Annotated in this window: 16 protein-coding genes; 6 read left to right on the top strand and 10 right to left on the bottom strand. The window is 73.1% G+C overall.

What is annotated here, in order from left to right:
* Positions 1–5: 5 nt before the first annotated feature.
* The 7 genes from ACIGA3_RS08735 to ACIGA3_RS08765 form a co-directional block, all read right to left on the bottom strand.
* Positions 6–2549, bottom strand: a complete 2544-nt coding sequence (locus ACIGA3_RS08735) for a polynucleotide kinase-phosphatase (protein ID WP_399711888.1) — start codon at positions 2547–2549, stop codon at positions 6–8.
* Positions 2546–4021, bottom strand: a complete 1476-nt coding sequence (locus ACIGA3_RS08740; RefSeq protein WP_399711890.1) for a 3' terminal RNA ribose 2'-O-methyltransferase Hen1 — start codon at positions 4019–4021, stop codon at positions 2546–2548. The genes ACIGA3_RS08735 and ACIGA3_RS08740 overlap by 4 nt, the downstream gene beginning before the upstream one ends.
* A gap of 111 nt (positions 4022–4132) precedes the next feature.
* Positions 4133–5056, bottom strand: a complete 924-nt coding sequence (locus ACIGA3_RS08745; RefSeq protein ID WP_399711892.1) for an LLM class F420-dependent oxidoreductase — start codon at positions 5054–5056, stop codon at positions 4133–4135.
* A gap of 85 nt (positions 5057–5141) precedes the next feature.
* Entirely contained in the window at positions 5142–5612 is a 471-nt protein-coding gene (locus ACIGA3_RS08750; RefSeq protein WP_399711894.1) for a DUF6099 family protein, read from the bottom strand.
* 174 nt (positions 5613–5786) lie between these two features.
* Positions 5787–6131, bottom strand: coding sequence for a nucleotide pyrophosphohydrolase (locus ACIGA3_RS08755; protein WP_399711896.1), 345 nt, complete (start codon positions 6129–6131; stop codon positions 5787–5789).
* Entirely contained in the window at positions 6128–7297 is a 1170-nt protein-coding gene (locus tag ACIGA3_RS08760) for an ATP-binding protein (RefSeq protein ID WP_399711898.1), read from the bottom strand. The genes ACIGA3_RS08755 and ACIGA3_RS08760 overlap by 4 nt, the downstream gene beginning before the upstream one ends.
* Before the next feature lie 150 nt (positions 7298–7447).
* Entirely contained in the window at positions 7448–7831 is a 384-nt protein-coding gene (locus ACIGA3_RS08765) for a cell division protein SepF (RefSeq protein WP_399711900.1), read from the bottom strand.
* Between the two features lie 239 nt (positions 7832–8070).
* Between ACIGA3_RS08765 and ACIGA3_RS08770 the strand changes: the two genes are divergently transcribed.
* From ACIGA3_RS08770 to ACIGA3_RS08790, 5 genes are all read left to right on the top strand, one after another.
* Positions 8071–9876 carry a methylmalonyl-CoA mutase family protein gene (locus ACIGA3_RS08770; protein ID WP_399711902.1) on the top strand — a complete coding sequence of 602 codons (1806 nt, stop codon included), beginning with the start codon at positions 8071–8073 and terminating at the stop codon, positions 9874–9876.
* The gene (scpA, locus tag ACIGA3_RS08775; RefSeq protein ID WP_399711904.1) at positions 9876–12050 is read left to right on the top strand and encodes a methylmalonyl-CoA mutase; all 2175 of its coding nucleotides are present in this window, start codon (positions 9876–9878) and stop codon (positions 12048–12050) included. The genes ACIGA3_RS08770 and scpA overlap by 1 nt, the downstream gene beginning before the upstream one ends.
* A gap of 7 nt (positions 12051–12057) precedes the next feature.
* Positions 12058–13053 carry a methylmalonyl Co-A mutase-associated GTPase MeaB gene (gene meaB, locus ACIGA3_RS08780; RefSeq protein WP_399711905.1) on the top strand — a complete coding sequence of 332 codons (996 nt, stop codon included), beginning with the start codon at positions 12058–12060 and terminating at the stop codon, positions 13051–13053.
* A 67-nt stretch (positions 13054–13120) separates the two neighbouring features.
* Positions 13121–14098 (top strand): DUF4232 domain-containing protein, encoded by a 978-nt coding sequence (locus tag ACIGA3_RS08785; RefSeq protein ID WP_399711907.1) that lies wholly within the window; start codon positions 13121–13123, stop codon positions 14096–14098.
* A gap of 32 nt (positions 14099–14130) precedes the next feature.
* Complete coding sequence (locus tag ACIGA3_RS08790; protein ID WP_399711909.1) at positions 14131–14607, top strand: NUDIX hydrolase; 477 nt, start codon at positions 14131–14133, stop codon at positions 14605–14607.
* On the opposite strand, the gene ACIGA3_RS08795 is transcribed toward ACIGA3_RS08790, so the two are convergent.
* Both ACIGA3_RS08795 and ACIGA3_RS08800 read right to left on the bottom strand, forming a co-directional pair.
* Positions 14604–14747, bottom strand: coding sequence for a hypothetical protein (locus ACIGA3_RS08795; RefSeq protein WP_399711911.1), 144 nt, complete (start codon positions 14745–14747; stop codon positions 14604–14606). The two genes, ACIGA3_RS08790 and ACIGA3_RS08795, sit on opposite strands and share 4 nt — an antisense overlap.
* A 56-nt stretch (positions 14748–14803) precedes the next feature.
* Positions 14804–15661, bottom strand: a complete 858-nt coding sequence (locus ACIGA3_RS08800) for a helix-turn-helix transcriptional regulator (RefSeq protein ID WP_399711913.1) — start codon at positions 15659–15661, stop codon at positions 14804–14806.
* A 102-nt stretch (positions 15662–15763) separates the two neighbouring features.
* Between ACIGA3_RS08800 and ACIGA3_RS08805 the strand changes: the two genes are divergently transcribed.
* A complete protein-coding gene (locus ACIGA3_RS08805) occupies positions 15764–16465 on the top strand; it encodes an SDR family NAD(P)-dependent oxidoreductase (protein ID WP_399711915.1) in 702 nt (233 codons plus the stop codon).
* 11 nt (positions 16466–16476) lie between these two features.
* On the opposite strand, the gene ACIGA3_RS08810 is transcribed toward ACIGA3_RS08805, so the two are convergent.
* On the bottom strand, positions 16477–16983 hold the full coding sequence (locus tag ACIGA3_RS08810) for a flavin reductase family protein (RefSeq protein WP_399711917.1): 507 nt from the start codon (positions 16981–16983) through the stop codon (positions 16477–16479).
* Positions 16984–17024: the final 41 nt, after the last annotated feature.

Here is a 17024-nt window from a genome sequence, read left to right on the forward strand (position 1 = left end):
GTGGATCACAGACGCGGGTCCACCGGCTCCGACTCCAGCGCGAGTACGCCGAACACCGCCTCGTGCACCCGCCACAGCGGTTCCCCGTCGGCGAGCCGGTCCAGGGCCTCCAGGCCGAGGGCGTACTCGCGCAGCGCCAGCGACCGCTTGTGGCCCAGGAACCGGCGGCGCAGCTTGGCCAGGTTGTCCGGGCGCGTGTACTCGGGTCCGTAGATGATCCGCAGGTACTCGCGGCCCCGGCACTTGATGCCCGGCTGCACCGGCCGGCCCTGCCCGTCGCGGACGAGCGCGCCGAGCGGCTTGACGACCATGCCCTCGCCGCCCCGGCCGGTCATCTCCAGCCACCAGTCGATGCCCGCCCGCACCGACTCCGGGTCGCCGGTGTCGACGTACAGGCGTCGGGTGGTCTGGAGCAGGCCGGCGGCGTCGTGCTCCACCAGGCGGTCCAGCAGGGCGAGTTGCTCGTCGTGCGAGAGCCCGGCGAGGCTGCGGCCGCGCACCGCGAGCAGCTGGAAGGGGGCGAGGCGGACGCCGTCCAGGCCGTCGGTGGTCCAGCAGTAGCGACGGTAGGCGTCGGTGAACGCGGCCGCGTCGGCGGCGCGTTCACGCTGCCGGGTCAGGAGCGCGGACACGTCGGCGCCCCGGGCTCCGGCCGCCTCCAGCGCGGCGAGCGCGGGCGGGAACACGGCGCCGGAGGCCGCGCCCACGGCGGCGTACTGGCGGCGCAGCAGCCCCTGCGACTTCAGCGACCACGGCATCAACTCGGCGTCCAGGAGCAGCCAGTCGGTGTCGAGCCGGTCCCACAGCCCGGCCTCGGTGACCGCCGCGCGGAGCCGGCCGAGGATCTCCTCGGTCACCGCGTCGTCGTCGAAGAACGGCCGTCCGGTACGGGTGTACAGCGCGCCCGTGGGCCCCTCCGGCACACCGAACCGCTTGGCGGCGGTCTCCGCGTCCCGGCACACCAGGACCACGGCCCGCGAGCCCATGTGCTTCTCCTCGCACACCACCCGCTCGACCCCGTCCCGCGCGTACTGCGCGAACGCCTCGGCCGGGTGCTCCAGGTAGCCGTCCTCCTGGGAGGTGGGCGTCGGCGCCATGGTGGGCGGCAGGTACGGCAGCAGGCGCGGGTCGACGGCGAAACGGCTCATCACCTCCAAGGCGGCGGCCGCGTTCTCCTCGCGGACCGCCACCCGGCCCAGGTACCGGGTCTCGACGCCGCCGCGGCCGGTGACGTCGGCCAGGTCCAGCGGCCGTCCGTCGTGGCCGCCGGGCGCGTCGACGCGCAGCGGCCGGACCGGCTCGTACCAGGTCCGCTCGGCGGGGACGTCCACGACCTCCCGCTCCGGCCAGCGCAGCGCGGTCAGCTTGCCGCCGAAGACGGCGCCGGTGTCCAGACAGATGGTGTTGTTGAGCCAGGTGGCTTCCGGGACCGGGGTGTGGCCGTAGACCACGGCGGCGTGGCCCCGGTAGTCCTCGGCCCACGGGTAGCGCACGGGCAGCCCGAACTCGTCGGTCTCGCCGGTGGTCTCGCCGTACAGGGCGTGCGAGCGGACCCGGCCGGAGGTGCGGCCGTGGTACTTCTCCGGCAGGCCGGCGTGGCAGACCACGAGCCGGCCGCCGTCGAGTACGTAGTGGCTGACCAGCCCGTCCAGGAAGCGGCGTACCTCGTCCTTGAACTCCTCGCTCTCGCCGTCCATCTGGGCGACGGTCTCGGCGAGGCCGTGGGTGTGCTGGACCGTGCGGCCCTTGAGGTAGCGGCCGAACTTGTTCTCATGGTTGCCCGGCACGCACAGCGCGGTCCCGGCCGCGACCATGCCCATCACGCGCCGCAGCACGGCGGGGCTGTCCGGGCCCCGGTCGACCAGGTCGCCGACGAACACGGCGGTGCGGCCCTCGGGGTGCACGCCGTCGGTGTAGCCCAGCTTGGCGAGCAGCGACTCCAGTTCGGCGGAGCAGCCGTGGATGTCGCCGATGATGTCGAAGGGACCGGTGAGGTGGGTGAGGTCGTTGTACCGCTTCTCGGTGACGATCGTGGCGCCCTCGATCTCGGCCACCCCGCGCAGCACATGCACCTTGCGGAAGCCCTCGCGCTCCAAGTGCCTTATGGAACGGCGGAGTTCGCGGGTGTGCCGCTGGACCACCCGGCGGGGCATGCCCGCGCGGTCGGGGCGGCCCGCGTTGCGCTCGGCGCACACCTCCTCGGGCACGTCCAGCACGATGGCGATGGGCAGCACGTCGTACTTCCTGGCGAGGTCGATCAACTGCTTCCGGGCGTCCGGCTGGACGCTGGTGGCGTCGACGACGGTGCGGCGTCCGGCGGCGAGCCGCTTGCCCGCAATGTAGTGCAGGACCTCGAAGGCGTCCCTGGTCGCGCTCTGGTCGTTCTCGTCGTCGGCGACCAGGCCCCGGCAGAAGTCGGAGGAGATCACCTCGGTGGGCGCGAAGTGCCTGCGGGCGAAGGTCGACTTGCCGGAGCCGGTGGCGCCGACGAGGACGACGAGGGAGAGGTCGGTGACGGGCAGCGCCCGCCCTGTGCTGGTCCCGGTCATGCGGCCTTCGCCTCCTTCTTGTCCTGCTCGGTGGTGTCGCGGTGGAACACGGCCAGTTGGGTGGGGGGTCCGACCTCGGGGTCGTCGGGTCCGACGGGGCGGAAGTCGACGCTGTAGCCGTACCGTTCGGCGACGGCGGCCGCCCAGGCGCCGAACTCCTCGCGGGTCCACTCGAAGCGGTGGTCGCCGTGCCGCACATGCCCGGCGGGCAGGGTCTCCCAGCGGACGTTGTACTCGACGTTCGGCGTGGTCACGAGGACGGTGCGCGGGCGGGCCGCGCCGAACACGGCGTACTCCAGCGCGGGCAGCCGGGGCAGGTCGAGGTGTTCGATCACCTCGCTGAGCACGGCCGCGTCGTAGCCGGTGAGCCGCTTGTCGGTGTAGGTGAGCGAGCCCTGGAGCAGCTGGACGCGGGACGCCTGCCGCTCGCCCATGCGGTCCAGCTTGAGGCGGCGGGCGGCGATGGCGAGGGCGCGTGCGGACACGTCGACGCCGGTGATCTCGGTGAACCGCACGTCCCGCAGCAGCTCGCGCACGAGGTGGCCCTCGCCGCAGCCGAGGTCGAGCACCCGCGCGGCGCCCGCCTCGCGCAGCCCGGCGAGGATCGCCTCCCGGCGCTGGACCGCGAGCGGGGTGGGCCGGGGTTCGGCCTCGGCCTCCGCCTCGACGGCGTTGTCGATGTCCTCGACCTCGCTGTCGTCGGTCTCGGCGAGGCGCACCAGCTCAAGACGCTCCATCGCCTGCCGGGTCAGCGACCAGCGGCGGGAGAGGTAGCGGTTGGTGATGAGCCGGTGCTCGGGGTGGCCGGGCAGCCAGCCCTCACCGGCGCGCAGCAGCTTGTCGACCTCGTCGGGGGAGACCCAGTAGTGCTTGGCGTCGTCCAGCACCGGCAGCAGGACATAGAGGTGGCGCAGCGCCTCGGCGAGGGTGAGCTTCTCCGACTCCAGCACCAGGCGGACGTAGCGGGAGTCGCCCCAGTCGGGGAACTCGGTGTCCAGGGCGACCGGTTCGGCGGTGACGTCCCAGCCGAGCGGTGCGAACAGGGCGCGCACCAGGTCCGGGCCGCCCTTCGCGGCGACGGCGGGCACCTCGATGCGCAGCGGCAGCGGGGCGGCGGCGCGCTCCGGGCGGGCCTTGCACACACCGCGCAGGGCGGTGGAGAAGACGGCGCTGAGCGCGACGGCGAGGAGCGAGGAGGCCGCGTAGGGGCGGTCGTTGACGTACTGGCCGAGGGCGGCGTCGGGGGCGCCGCCGCGGCCCTTGCCCTTGCCGCGCCGGATCAGCGCGATGGGATCGACCTCCAGCAGCAGCGCGGCCGTGCAGCGCTCGACCTCCGCCTCGGGGTAGAAGACGTGCGCGGTCCCGTGGGACGTGCTGAACGTCTGCGCGTTGCCGGGGTTCTTGTGCAGCAGGAACCCGAGGTCGGTGGCGGGGGTGGCGGCGGTGCCGCTCGTGGAGATCGTCAGGAACACATGACCGAGTCTCGCGGTGCGGGGGGCGCGTTGACCACCGGTTTTCCGGAGTTGGTGCACCGAATCCGCGGGGCCTACCGCGCGGGTGGCGGCGGGCCCCGCGGATGCTCGTCAGGACAGCTGGGGCATGACCTCGGCGGAGATCAGCTCCAACTGGTCGAGGTCGTCGAGGTCGAGCATCTGGAGATAGATCCGCTCGGAGCCGGCCGCCTCGTACCGGCCGATCTTCTCGACCACCTCGGCCGGGGTGCCGGCCAGACCGTTGGCCTTCAGCTCGTCGACCTCGCGGCCGATGACGGCGGCGCGGCGGGCCACCTCCGCGTCGTCCCGGCCGACGCAGGCGACGAGGGCGTTGGAGTAGACGAGGGAGCCGGGGGCGCGGCCGGCCTCCTCGGCGGCGGCGCGGACCCGGCCGAACTGGCGCTCGGTGTCCTCGAGGGACGCGAAGGGGATGTTGAACTCGTCGGCGTAGCGGGCGGCGAGGCGCGGGGTGCGCTTGGCGCCGTGACCGCCGATGATCACCGGGACCCTGCCCTGGGCGGGCTTGGGCAGCGCGGGCGACTCGGTGAGGTCGTAGTAGGTGCCGTGGAAGTCGTAGGTCTTGCCGGCCTCGGTGGCCCACAGGCCGGTGACGACCTCCAGCTGCTCCTCCAGGCGGGCGAACTTCTCCTTCGGGAAGGGGATGCCGTACGCCTTGTGCTCCTCCTCGAACCAGCCCGCGCCGAGGCCGAGTTCGACCCGGCCGCCGGACATCTGGTCGACCTGCGCGACCTGGATGGCAAGCACGCCGGGCAGCCGGAACGTGCCGGCGGTCATGAGGGTGCCGAGCCGGATGCGGCTGGTCTCGCGGGCGAGTCCGGCGAGCGTGATCCAGGCGTCGGTGGGTCCGGGCAGACCGCTCACGCTGCCCATGCGGAGGTAGTGGTCCGAGCGGAAAAATGCGTCGAACCCGAGATCCTCGGTGGCCTTCGCCACGGTGAGCAAGGTGTCGTAGGTGGCCCCCTGCTGGGGCTCGGTGAAGATACGAAGGTCCATGACCTCCATCCTGCACGTCATCGGCCCGCCGGACCGCATCGGCACCACCGCGCGGACCGGCCCCGGCGAGGACGCCCCGGCACCTTCAGCCCGGCTCCCGCTCCGGCAGCAGCTCCTCCCTGGCCGCCAGCTTGCGCAGCATCTCCAGGACCCGGTCGCGGGACTCGTCCGCCGCGTCGATGGCCTCCATGCACTGCCAGTACACCGCCTCGTCGGAGGCGCCGCTGGCTATGCCGACCAGGGCCATGCCCACCTCGCCGAGCAGCCCGCACAGGGACAGCAGGGTCCGGCGCGGGTCGGCCAGCTCGGTGAGCCGGGCGGCGAGCAGGTCCCCGGTGTCCAGCTCGGGACGGTCCAGCACGCCGCAGCCCCGGCCCGCCAGCTCCATCAGCCCCAGCGCCTCCCCCCGCAGCTCGGGCGGCCCGGACACCGCCAGCCGGCTGCCGATCGCCTGCGACAGGGCCTGTGCCTGCCACACCTCCCTCAGCGTCCCCGGCGCGTCGGCACCCGCCACCAACGCCTCTCTGCTGATCTCGATGAGCCGTAACGCGTCCATCCGCCGCCCCGTCCCCGTCCGTCCGTTCGCCGCACACCCGTCTTCACTACCCAGAGTGATGGCACTTGGGGCGAAAAGCCAGAGGAAGACGGAAATCTGTGGACAACAATTCGGAATCGGCAGGGAAATTGACTCCATAGAGTGATAGTGGAGCACGTCGGTCCGCCCGTCGGGTCAGGACTCGTCCCCTGCTCCCGGCACCGGGAACCGCCCCTCGTTCCGCTCGATCTTGGCCGCGAGTGCCGCCAGCGGGTCGACGCCCAGCACCTCACACAGCTGAAGGAGGTAGGCGAGGACGTCGGCCACCTCGTCGGTGACGCGGTGCGCGGTGCCGGGGTCGTCCATGACGCCGGCCGACTCCTCCGGGGTCAACCACTGGAAGATCTCGACCAGTTCGGCGGCCTCCACGCTGAGCGCGGAGACGAGGTTCTTCGGGGTGTGGTACTGCTGCCAGTCGCGGGCGGCGGCGAACTCGGCCAGCCTGCGCTGGAGTCCGGCCAGATCGGGGTGTTCGGTCACGGCTCCAGGTGTACCACCGTGACGCCCGGTGTCCCCGCGGCCCAGGCCGCGTCGCTCACCGCGCCCACGCAGCGGATGTGGCCGCGCTCCCCCATCCGGGCCGCCGTGGCGAGGAGTTGGCCCCGCTGGCCGGGGTCGAGGCAGCGGTCGAAGCCGTCGGCGAGCACGGTGAGCGTGCGCAGCGCGTCCGGCACCTCCCCCGGCGCGTCCACGTCCAGCACCCCCGGCCCGGTCAGCAGGACCAGGACCAGCGCGACATAGCGCAGCTCGCCGTCGCCCAGCCGGGCCAGCTCGGTGAGGTGGCCGTCGCCCCGGTCGAGCAGCGCCCGTACCGTGCCGTCCCGCAGCCGTTCGGCGGCCAGGTCGGCCACCGGGCCCGCGCACCCGGCGCGCACCACCTCGACCAGCTGGGCGTGCCGGCGCCCGCACTCGGCCCGCGTACGGCTCAGGACGTCGGCGAGGTTGTCGCAGCCCGGCAGCAGCCGCCCCGAGCCGGTGGGCACCGGGACCCGCATGCGGGCGGGCGCGGGGTCGCAGGGGAAGACGGAGCGCAGCGCGACGACCATCTGCTCGGCGGCGGCCAGCACCCGGCGCTGCCCGTCCGTCTTCCCGGCCACCCGCAGCGGCAGCAGGGGCGTGCCCAGCACATCGTCGGGGAGCGGGGCGCGGGTCACCGGGGCGGCGCCCGCGGTGTGCCAGGCGGCCTGCACGGTCCGCCGTTCCGGGTCGCGCAGGGCGGTCTCCAGCAGGACGACCCCGCCCGCGCCGAGCCGCTCGCCCACGATGCGCAGCCGGGGTTCGGCCTGCACGGCCACGTCCAGCCGGACCGGGCCCTCGACGCCGTCCGCCGTGCAGCCGATCCGGAAGCCGCGCCGCCCCTCGGCGTCCGGCCGGGCCCGGTCGGGCACCCAGGCCGTCGGGTCCGGGAACACCTCGCCGAGCGCGGCCCCGCCGCCGAGCCGGGCGAGTGCCTCGTAGGCGGCGAGCGCGGTCGACTTGCCGGAGCCGCTCGGCCCGGCGAACAGGGTGACGGCGCCCAGCGGGAACGAGGCCCGGCGGTGCCCGGCGAACGCGGACAGCCGCAGCTCGGTGATCCGGGCGCGCACGTCGTACGCGTCGGGGAACGGGACCGGAGCGGAGAGGGAGGAGAGGGAGGAGACCGACATGAGCGGACCGTAGGACCGCCGCCGCCGGACGAACCGTTTTCTCCCCGGACCTTCCTACGATCGGGCGACCGCCCCGGCCCCCGGCGCGCCACCCGCTCGGCCGAACCGTCCTACGAGCCTACGAGCGCCGGGGGTCCCGGGCGGCGGCCCTCAGCCGGACGCCTCCATGTCCATCAGCCCGCTGACCTCGGTCCCGGGCGGCGTCAGCAGGAAGACATTGCGGTCCACCCGGTGCATCCCGCTGCCCAGTCCGAACACCACGCCGGTGCTGAAGTCCAGGACGCGCTTGGCGACATCGCCCTCCGCGCTGGACAGGTCCAGCAGCACCGGCACCCCCGACATCAGGGTCTCGGCGACGTCGCGCGCGTCCGCGAAGATGCTGACCCGCAGGACGACGAACCGGCGGCGCGTCTCGGTGTCCGCGTCCGGGAGCGTCCGGTGGCCGACCGCGGACGGCCACGCGTCCCGGCCCCGCAGCGGCACGACCTGGGCGAGCCCTTCCCACTGTTCATCGGTGACGTCATAACGGCTCACCGGCTCCCCCTGACCTGACTCGCTTTCGATGCCTGCACCAGCCAATTCTTACGCCAAGTCACCCGTTCAGCCCAACAACGACACACTGCGCGACACAGCCCTGATCCGGCGCCCGGCCCATCTGCCGTGCGCACGACGCCCAAAGGCCCTGCGGGAGGCCCGGATCACAACCGCAACGAGGGGAACGTCACAGGCCATCGTTCTGCTGTCACCTGAGCACCCTGTCCTAACATCCGAGCATGACGGTCCTGCCTGACGACGGGCTCCCACTGGCCGCCGAGTTCCCTGACGCGACGCACGAGCAGTGGCAACGCCTGGTCGAGGGTGTACTGCGCAAGTCCGGCAAGGAAGTCTCCGGCGCGGCAGCTGAGGACGCCCTGTCCACGACGCTGGAGGACGGGCTGCGCACCCGGCCGCTGTACACCGCGCGCGACGCCGCGCCCGACCCCGGCCTGCCCGGCTTCGCGCCGTTCACGCGCGGCGGCCGCCCGGTGGGCAACACCCCCGGCGGGTGGGACGTACGGCAGCGGCACGCGGCGCTCTTCGACGGCTCGGTGCTGGCCGACCTGGAGAACGGCGTCACCTCGCTCTGGCTGGTGCTCGGCGAGGGCGGCATCCCGGTCGCGGACCTCGGCCGGGCGCTCGACGGCGTCTACCTGGACCTCGCACCCATCGTCCTGGACGCGGGCGCCGACACCGAGGCCGCCGCAGACATGCTGCTGAAGCTGTACGAGGAGCGGGGCGTCGCCCCCGAGGACGTACGCGGCAATCTGGGCGCCGACCCGCTGGGCCACGAGGCCCGCACCGGCACCCCGCTCGGCTTCGCCCCGGTGGCCGCGCTCGCGGCCCGCGCCGCGTCGTACCCGGCGCTGCGCACCCTGACCGTGGACGCGCTGCCGTACCACGAGGCGGGCGGCTCGGCCGCGCAGGAGCTCGGGGCCTCGCTGGCCACCGCGGTGGCGTATCTGCGGGAGCTGACCGAGGCCGGGCTGAGCGCCGAACAGGCCGCCGCCCAGATCGAGTTCCGGTACGCGGCGACCGCCGACCAGTTCCTCACCATCGCCAAGCTCCGCGCGGCGCGCCGGCTGTGGGCGCGGGTCGCCGAGGTGTGCGGGGCGCCGGGCGCGGGCGCGCAGGTGCAGCACGCGGTGACCTCGCCGGTGATGATGTCCCGGCACGACCCGTGGGTGAACATGCTGCGCACGACGGTCGCCACGCTGGCCGCCGGGGTGGGCGGCGCCGACTCCGTGACGGTGCTGCCGTTCGACCACGCGCTGGGCCTGCCGGACGCGTTCGCCCGCCGTATCGCCCGCAACACCTCCACGATCCTGGTGGAGGAGTCGCATCTGGCGCGGGTCGTCGACCCGGCGGGCGGCTCCTGGTACGTGGAGCGGCTGACCGACGAACTGGCGCATGCCGCCTGGGAGTTCTTCCGGTCGATCGAGCAGGACGGCGGCCAGGCGGCCGTGTTGCGCTCGGGAAGGCTCCGCGCGGACCTCGCGCGCACCTGGGAGGAGCGGTCCGCCAAGCTCGCCAAGCGCCGCGAACCCATCACCGGGGTCAGCGAGTTCCCCTTCCTGGACGAGAAGCCGGTACGCCGCGAGCCCGCGCCCGAACCCCCGGCCGGCGGGCTGCCGCGCGTGCGCAGGGACGAGGCGTACGAAGCGCTGCGGGCCCGCTCCGACGCCCACCTGGCCGCGACGGGCGCCCGACCCCGGATCTTCCTCGCCACGCTCGGCCCGGCCGCCGAGCACACCGCCCGCGCCTCCTTCGCCGCCAACCTCTTCCAGGCGGGCGGCATCGAGCCGGTCGTCACCGGGAACTTCGAGGAGAGCGGCGCCACCGAGGCCGTGCTCTGCTCCAGCGACGCCCGCTACGCCGAGGAGGCCGGGCAGGCCGCCGAAGCGCTCCGCGCGGCCGGCGCCCGGCAGGTGCACCTGGCGGGCCGTCCCGCCGAGTACACGGGCGTCGACAGTTACGTCTTCGCGGGCTGCGACGCCGTCGCCGTACTGTCCGCGACCTTGGACCGAATCGGAGTGTCCTGATGGGAATCCCCGACTTCTCCGGCATCGAGCTGGGCACCCCGGCCGTCGACGGTGGCCCCGAGGAGTGGCGTGCCGCCGTCAAGCGGGACACCGGGGGCGCCGAGCCGCTGTGGGAGACCCCCGAGGGCATCGAGGTCAAGCCGCTCTACACCGGCCGTGACCTGGAGGGCCTGGACTTCCTGGACACGTATCCGGGCATGGCGCCGTATCTGCGCGGCCCCTACCCGACGATGTACGTCAACCAGCCCTGGACGATCCGCCAGTACGCGGGCTTCTCCACGGCCCAGGAGTCCAACGCGTTCTACCGGCGCAACCTCGCGGCCGGCCAGAAGGGCCTTTCGGTCGCCTTCGACCTGCCCACGCACCGGGGTTACGACAGCGACCACCCGCGTGTGACGGGCGACGTCGGCATGGCGGGCGTGGCCATCGACTCGATCCTCGACATGCGGCAGCTCTTCGACGGCATCCCGCTGGACAGGATGACCGTGTCGATGACGATGAACGGCGCCGTGCTGCCGGTGCTGGCGCTCTACATCGTGGCGGCCGAGGAACAGGGCGTACCGCCCGAGAAGCTGGCCGGGACCATTCAGAACGACATCCTCAAGGAGTTCATGGTCCGCAACACCTACATCTATCCGCCGAAGCCGTCGATGCGGATCATCTCCGACATCTTCGCGTACACCTCGCAGCGGATGCCGCGCTACAACTCCATCTCCATCTCCGGCTACCACATCCAAGAGGCGGGCGCGACAGCCGACCTGGAGCTGGCGTACACGCTCGCGGACGGCGTGGAGTACATCCGGGCGGGCCGGGAGGCGGGGCTGGACGTGGACGCGTTCGCGCCCCGGCTGTCGTTCTTCTGGGCGATCGGCATGAACTTCTTCATGGAGGTCGCCAAGTTGCGCGCGGCCCGGCTGCTGTGGGCCAAGCTGGTCCAGCAGTTCGACCCGAAGAACGCCAAGTCCCTTTCTCTGCGCACCCATTCGCAGACCTCGGGCTGGTCGCTGACCGCGCAGGACGTGTTCAACAACGTCACGCGTACGTGTGTGGAGGCGATGGCGGCGACCCAGGGCCACACCCAGTCGCTGCACACCAACGCCCTGGACGAGGCACTGGCGTTGCCCACCGACTTCTCGGCGCGGATCGCCCGTAACACCCAGCTGCTGATCCAGCAGGAGTCGGGCACCACCCGGGTCATCGACCCATGGGGCGGCAGCGCCTATGTGGAGCGGCTGACGTACGACCTCGCGCGCAAGGCGTGGCAGCACATCCAGGAGGTCGAGGCGGCGGGCGGTATGGCGCAGGCCATCGACGCGGGCATCCCGAAGCTGCGTGTCGAGGAGGCGGCGGCGCGTACCCAGGCCCGTATCGACTCCGGGCGGCAGCCGGTGATCGGCGTCAACAAGTACCGCGTGGACACCGACGAGCAGATCGACGTGCTCAAGGTCGACAACTCCTCGGTGCGCGCCCAGCAGATCGAGAAGCTGCGGCGGCTGCGCGCGGAGCGGGACGAGGTGGCCTGCCGGGACGCGCTGGACGCGCTGACCCGCGCGGCGGACGGCGAGGGCAACCTGCTGGAGCTGGCGGTGAACGCGGCCCGCGCCATGGCGACGGTGGGCGAGATCTCGGACGCGCTGGAGAAGGTGTACGGCCGGCACGCGAGCCAGATCCGTACCATCTCCGGGGTGTACCGCAACGAAGCAGGCGAGTCCCCGTCGGTGGACCGCACCCGTGCCCTGGTGGACGCCTTCGAGGAGGCCGAGGGGCGCCGGCCGCGCATCCTGGTCGCCAAGATGGGCCAGGACGGGCACGACCGGGGCCAGAAGGTGATCGCCACCGCCTTCGCCGACCTCGGCTTCGACGTCGACGTCGGCCCGCTGTTCCAGACGCCGGAGGAGGTCGCCCGGCAGGCGGTGGAGGCGGATGTGCACGTGGTCGGGGTGTCCTCGCTGGCCGCGGGTCACCTCACGCTCGTCCCGGCGCTGCGCGAGAAGCTGGCCGAGGAGGGGCGCGAGGACATCATGGTCGTGGTGGGCGGGGTGATCCCGCCGCAGGACGTGCCGACGCTGCTGGAGATGGGCGCGACGGCGGTGTTCCCGCCGGGCACGGTCATCCCGGACGCGGCGCACGACCTGGTGAAGCGGCTCGCGGCCGACCTCGGCCACGACCTCTGAGCCCGGCATGGCCGCGATCGATCTCGACACCTATGTGAAGGGCGTGCTCGACGGGAAGCGCGCCCTGGTGGCCCGCGCCATCACCCTGGTCGAGTCCACCCGACCGCAACACCGTGCTCTCGCGCAGGAGTTGCTCACCGAGCTGCTGCCGCACAGCGGGCGGGCGCGGCGGATCGGGGTGAGCGGGGTGCCGGGCGTGGGCAAGTCCACGTTCATCGACGCGTTCGGCACCATGCTGACCGGGCAGGGGCACCGGGTGGCGGTGCTCGCGGTGGACCCGTCCTCGACGCGCACCGGTGGCTCGATCCTGGGCGACAAGACCCGGATGGAGCGCCTCGCGGTGGACCCGCACGCGTTCGTCCGCCCCTCCCCCAGCGCGGGCACGCTGGGCGGGGTGGCGAAGGCGACGCGCGAGTCCATGGTGGTCATGGAGGCGGCCGGGTACGACGTGGTCCTGGTGGAGACGGTCGGCGTCGGCCAGTCGGAGACCGCGGTCGCCGACATGGTGGACTCCTTCCTGCTGCTCACCCTGGCCCGCACCGGCGACCAGCTCCAGGGCATCAAGAAGGGCGTGCTGGAGTTGGCCGACGTGATCGCCGTCAACAAGGCGGACGGTCCGCACGAGCGGGACGCGCGGGCAGCGGCCCGTGAACTGGCGGGCGCGCTCAGGCTGATGCACGGCAAGGACGCCTTCTGGACCCCGCCCGTGCTGCACTGCAGCGCCCGTGAGACGAGCGGCCTGGACACGGTGTGGGAACGCCTGGAGCAGCATCGCACCCTGTTGGACTCCACGGCCCGGCTGGCCGCCAAGCGCCGTGATCAGCAGGTGCGTTGGACCTGGTCGATGGTGCGCGACGAGCTGCTGGGCCGGCTGCACGCGGACCCCGAGGTCAGACGGTTGACACCCGGTCTCGAACAGGAGGTGAGGGACGGGTCGTTGACGGCGACGCGGGCGGCGGACCGGATTCTGCGGGCGTTCGAGGAGCGGGGCGGGGCGTTGTGACAGCCCTGTGACCGGAGGAGTGGCCTCCGCCACAGCCGGAGGAGGCCGGTCCTGCTCAACTCGCCTGATGCGCAGATCATTTGCAGGTGTGTGGACGCTCGCCGCGCTGACCCTCGCCGGGTGCGGCACCGCCCAGTCCGGCCCGCTGGGTGCGGGCGGGGCGAGTGCGGGCGGGGTGAGCGCGGAGCCGCTGTGCGCCTCGAAGGCCCCGCCCTACGGCGAGGTTCCGCTCACTCGTGCCACGGCCACGGCCGACGCCCCGCGCCCGCCGGGTTCGCCCAGCCCGGTGCCGTCCACCACGGGGACCGCGCAGGACGGGGTGCGGATCACCCGGCTGTACGCCGGTGCGATCGACGAGGACGGGGCCTGCCGGCCGGGTTCGCTGACGGTGGAGTTCGAGGTGACCAACCCGGCCCCGCGCGACATGACGTACACGGTCGTCCTCGACTCCACGGGGTACACCGGCGCGAGCCGGGTCGTGGGCCCGGTGGGGCCCGGCAAGACCGTGCGCGGCAGGGTGGCGATGGGCCGGAGCTACGGGGACATCGCGGGCGGCACCGACGTGTCGATCGTGTCCGTCCGCAGCATCCCCAGCGCGGAGGCCCCCGCCCCCGGCGGCCCCTGCCCCGCGACCGGGGTGCGGGTGTACGCCGATCAGGGGGACGCGGCGATGGGGCTGCGCATGGTGGGGCTGCACCTGGAGAACTGCGGCAAGGAGCCGTACACGCTGGACGGCCGGCCCGAGTTGGAGATCATCGACGCCGATCACAAGCCGGTCGGCGGGATTCAGGTGCTGCCCTCCGCCCAGGTCGCCCAGCTCGGCGGTCCGCCGGACGTGGTCCGGTCCCTCACCCTGCGCCCCGGCGAGCGCGCCCTGTCGGGCATCGTCTGGCGCAACACGGTGGAAGCCTTCGGCGGCGCCGTGAACGCCCCCTACCTCCGCGTCCGCGCCAAGGCGGGCGCCGCGCCGGTGATGGTGACCCCGGAACTGGACCTCGGCACGACGGGCAGACTGGGGGTCGAGGCATGGCGGAAGGAGGAGTGACGGGACCTTCCGCCCGACAAGAAGGGGAAGCCGTGGAGGACATCGCCTACGCCGACAAGGGGCGGCCCTCGCCGCACGCGCTCACCGGTGCCGGGGTCGCCGTGACCGACGCGGCGGGCCGGGTGCTGCTGGGCTGGTCGAGAAAGCGCGGGGTGTGGGAGCTGCCGGGCGGGAAGAACGACGCCGGGGAGGGCTTCGCCGAGGCGGCCGTACGGGAGTTGGCGGAGGAGACGGGGCTGCGGGCCGACGCGGCGGACGCGCGGCTGCTGGCGCTGCTGATGGACTCCGCGCACGGCATCCCGCGCGTGACGGCGGCGGTGCGGGTGACCGCGTACAAGGGTGAACCGAGCGTGCGTGAACCGGAGTTGATCGACCGCTGGGAGTGGCACGATCCGGCGGCGCTGCCCCGGCCGCTGTTCACGCCGAGCGCGCATGTCATCGACACGGTGTGGCCAGGTCTGCTCATGGGGTTGCCGCCGGTGCACCGGTACCCGGTGGGGGGCTTCTAGGCCGCTGACCGGGTGCGGAACGCGCGTACGGCGAGCCCGGACCCGGCCACCACGAGGTAGCCGCGCGAGAGCCAGTTGTCGGTGGCGAGGGACAGCCAGGCCCGAAGTCGGCGCGAACGGGGCCGTGTTGTGGGTGCCATGCGCTTTCCCTTCCGTTCGGCGGGGTGGGGGTACGGGTACCCAGGAGGGCGGGGACTCAGACGGTCACCTCCTGTGTCCCCAACACCATGAGAAGGGCGAGCCGTTCGGCGTCCTCGGTGCCGGGTTCGGCCGTGTAGACCATGATCCGCAGATCGCTGCCGGCGACGGACAGGATGTCGCAGTCCAGCGTCAGCGGTCCGACCACCGGATGGTCGATGGTCTTGCGCGCCGCGTCGTGGACGCCGACCGTGCCGCTGTCCCACAGCTCTTTGAACCGGCCGCCCTTCGCAAGCAGTTCGGCGATCAGCTCACCCAGGGCACGGTCGCCGGGGTACCGCCCGGCCGCCGTACGCAGGTCGGCGACGAGGGCGGACTCGAACGCGGCCAGCGACTCGGGAGTGTGCCGTACGCCGGAGCCGTGTCCAGGTCCAGGTCCAGGTCCGGCGAAGTGCCGCCAGACACCGTTGAGTTGGCGGCCCTTCCAGCGGGTGGAGTCGCCCATGAGGGCGGCGTAGGGCGGGTTCGCGGTCAGCAGGGTCCAGGTGGCGTCGTAGACCGCGACCGGGGTCCGGCCGAGCCGGTCCAGCAGCCGGTGCACGCTGGGCGGGATGAAGGAGGGCACGGCCGTCTGGGCGGGCGGGGCGAGCCCGGCGAGCCGGTACAGATGGTCGCGCTCGGCCGCCGACAGCCGCAGCGCCCGTGTGAGCGCCTCCACGACCTGGGAGGAGGGGTTGGTGGCCCGGCCCTGCTCCAGCCGGGTCACATAGTCGACGGAGATCCCGGCGAGCTGGGCCAGCTCCTCCCGCCGCAGCCCCGAGGTCCGCCTGCGGCCCCCCAGGGGCAGCCCCGCTTCACCGGGCGGGAGCCGGTCCCGCCAGCGGTGGATCGCCGTCCCGAGTTCCGCGCTCGCCATACGGTCCAGTGTGCCGCGCGGGGCTCCCGCCCGCCTGGTACCGCCAGTCCCAGGAAAACGGGTCCTCTGGCTGCCGGCGAGCTCCCGGCGGACGCTGGAACCATGACGAACACACTGATCACCGGAGCGAACAAGGGTCTCGGTTTCGAGACCGCCCGCCGCCTGCTGGCCGAGGGCCACACCGTGTACATAGGCGCCCGCGACCCCGAGCGGGGCAGGCGCGCCGCGGAGGAGCTGGGCGCGACGTTCGTCCAGCTGGACGTGACCGACGACGAGTCCGTGCTGGCCGCGGTCCGCACGCTGGAGGCGGCGGGCGGCCTGGACGTGCTGGTCAACAACGCCGGGATCGAGCCGCGCCGCCCGGACGGCGGCTTCGTCGACCCGGCGGCGGTCACGGCGGACGATGTGCGGGCGGTCTTCGAGACGAACGTGTTCGGCCCGGTACGGGTCCTGCAAGCCTTCCTCCCCCTCCTGCTGCGCTCCCCCGCGCCGGTCGTGGTGAACGTCAGCAGCGGCCTCGCCCTCACCCGCGCCCTGTCCGACCCGGCCGCGCCGGAGCACTTCTACCCGGACCTCGCGTACCCCGCCTCCAAGGCCGCGCTGAACATGCTGACCGTGCAGTACGCGAAGGCGTTCCCGACGCTGCGCGTCAACGCGGCGGACCCCGGCTTCACCGCGACGGACCTGAACCACAACACGGGGACGCAGAGTGTGGAAGAGGGGGCGGAGGTGATCGTGCGGTTGGCGTGCGCGGAGGGGGTCACCAGGACGTTCCAGGAGGGGGCGGGGGTGGTGCCCTGGTAGTCCCTGGACGGTCACGCCTCGCTCAGCCGGGCGTACACGCGGTCGTGGTACAGCAGCGGGCGCCCGCCGGAACAGGGCTCCGCCGTGAGGGCACGGGCGACGATCAGCCGGTGTTCACCCGCGGGGACGGTCGCCTCGACCCGGCACACCAGCCATGCCAGCACGTCGTCCAGCACCGGGACGCCGTGCGGGCCTCGCCGCCAGCGGGTCGGCGCGGCGAAGCGGTCCGGTCCACTGGCGGCGAAGGTCGCCGCGAGGTCGCGTTGGCTCTCCGAGAGGATGTGCACCCCGACGTGGGACGCGTCCCGGAAGACGGGCCAGCTCGATGAGGTCGTGCTCATGGAGAACGAGACGGTGGGCGGGACCGCGGCCACGGAGGAGAGCGAGGTGGCGGTGAAACCGGCCGGCCTGCCGACGTGCGCGGTCACCACGGCGACACCCGCCGCGTGGTGACGGAAGACTGATCGGAACGCCTCGGCGGTGAGCGGCAGCGCGTCGGTGTCGGTGTGAACCGTCACGGTTTCTCCTCCATGGGCGTGTGCGTGGACGCGGGCGTGAC

It is taken from the genome of Streptomyces sp. NPDC085596 (assembly GCF_044541565.1).
GTDB lineage: Bacteria > Actinomycetota > Actinomycetes > Streptomycetales > Streptomycetaceae > Streptomyces.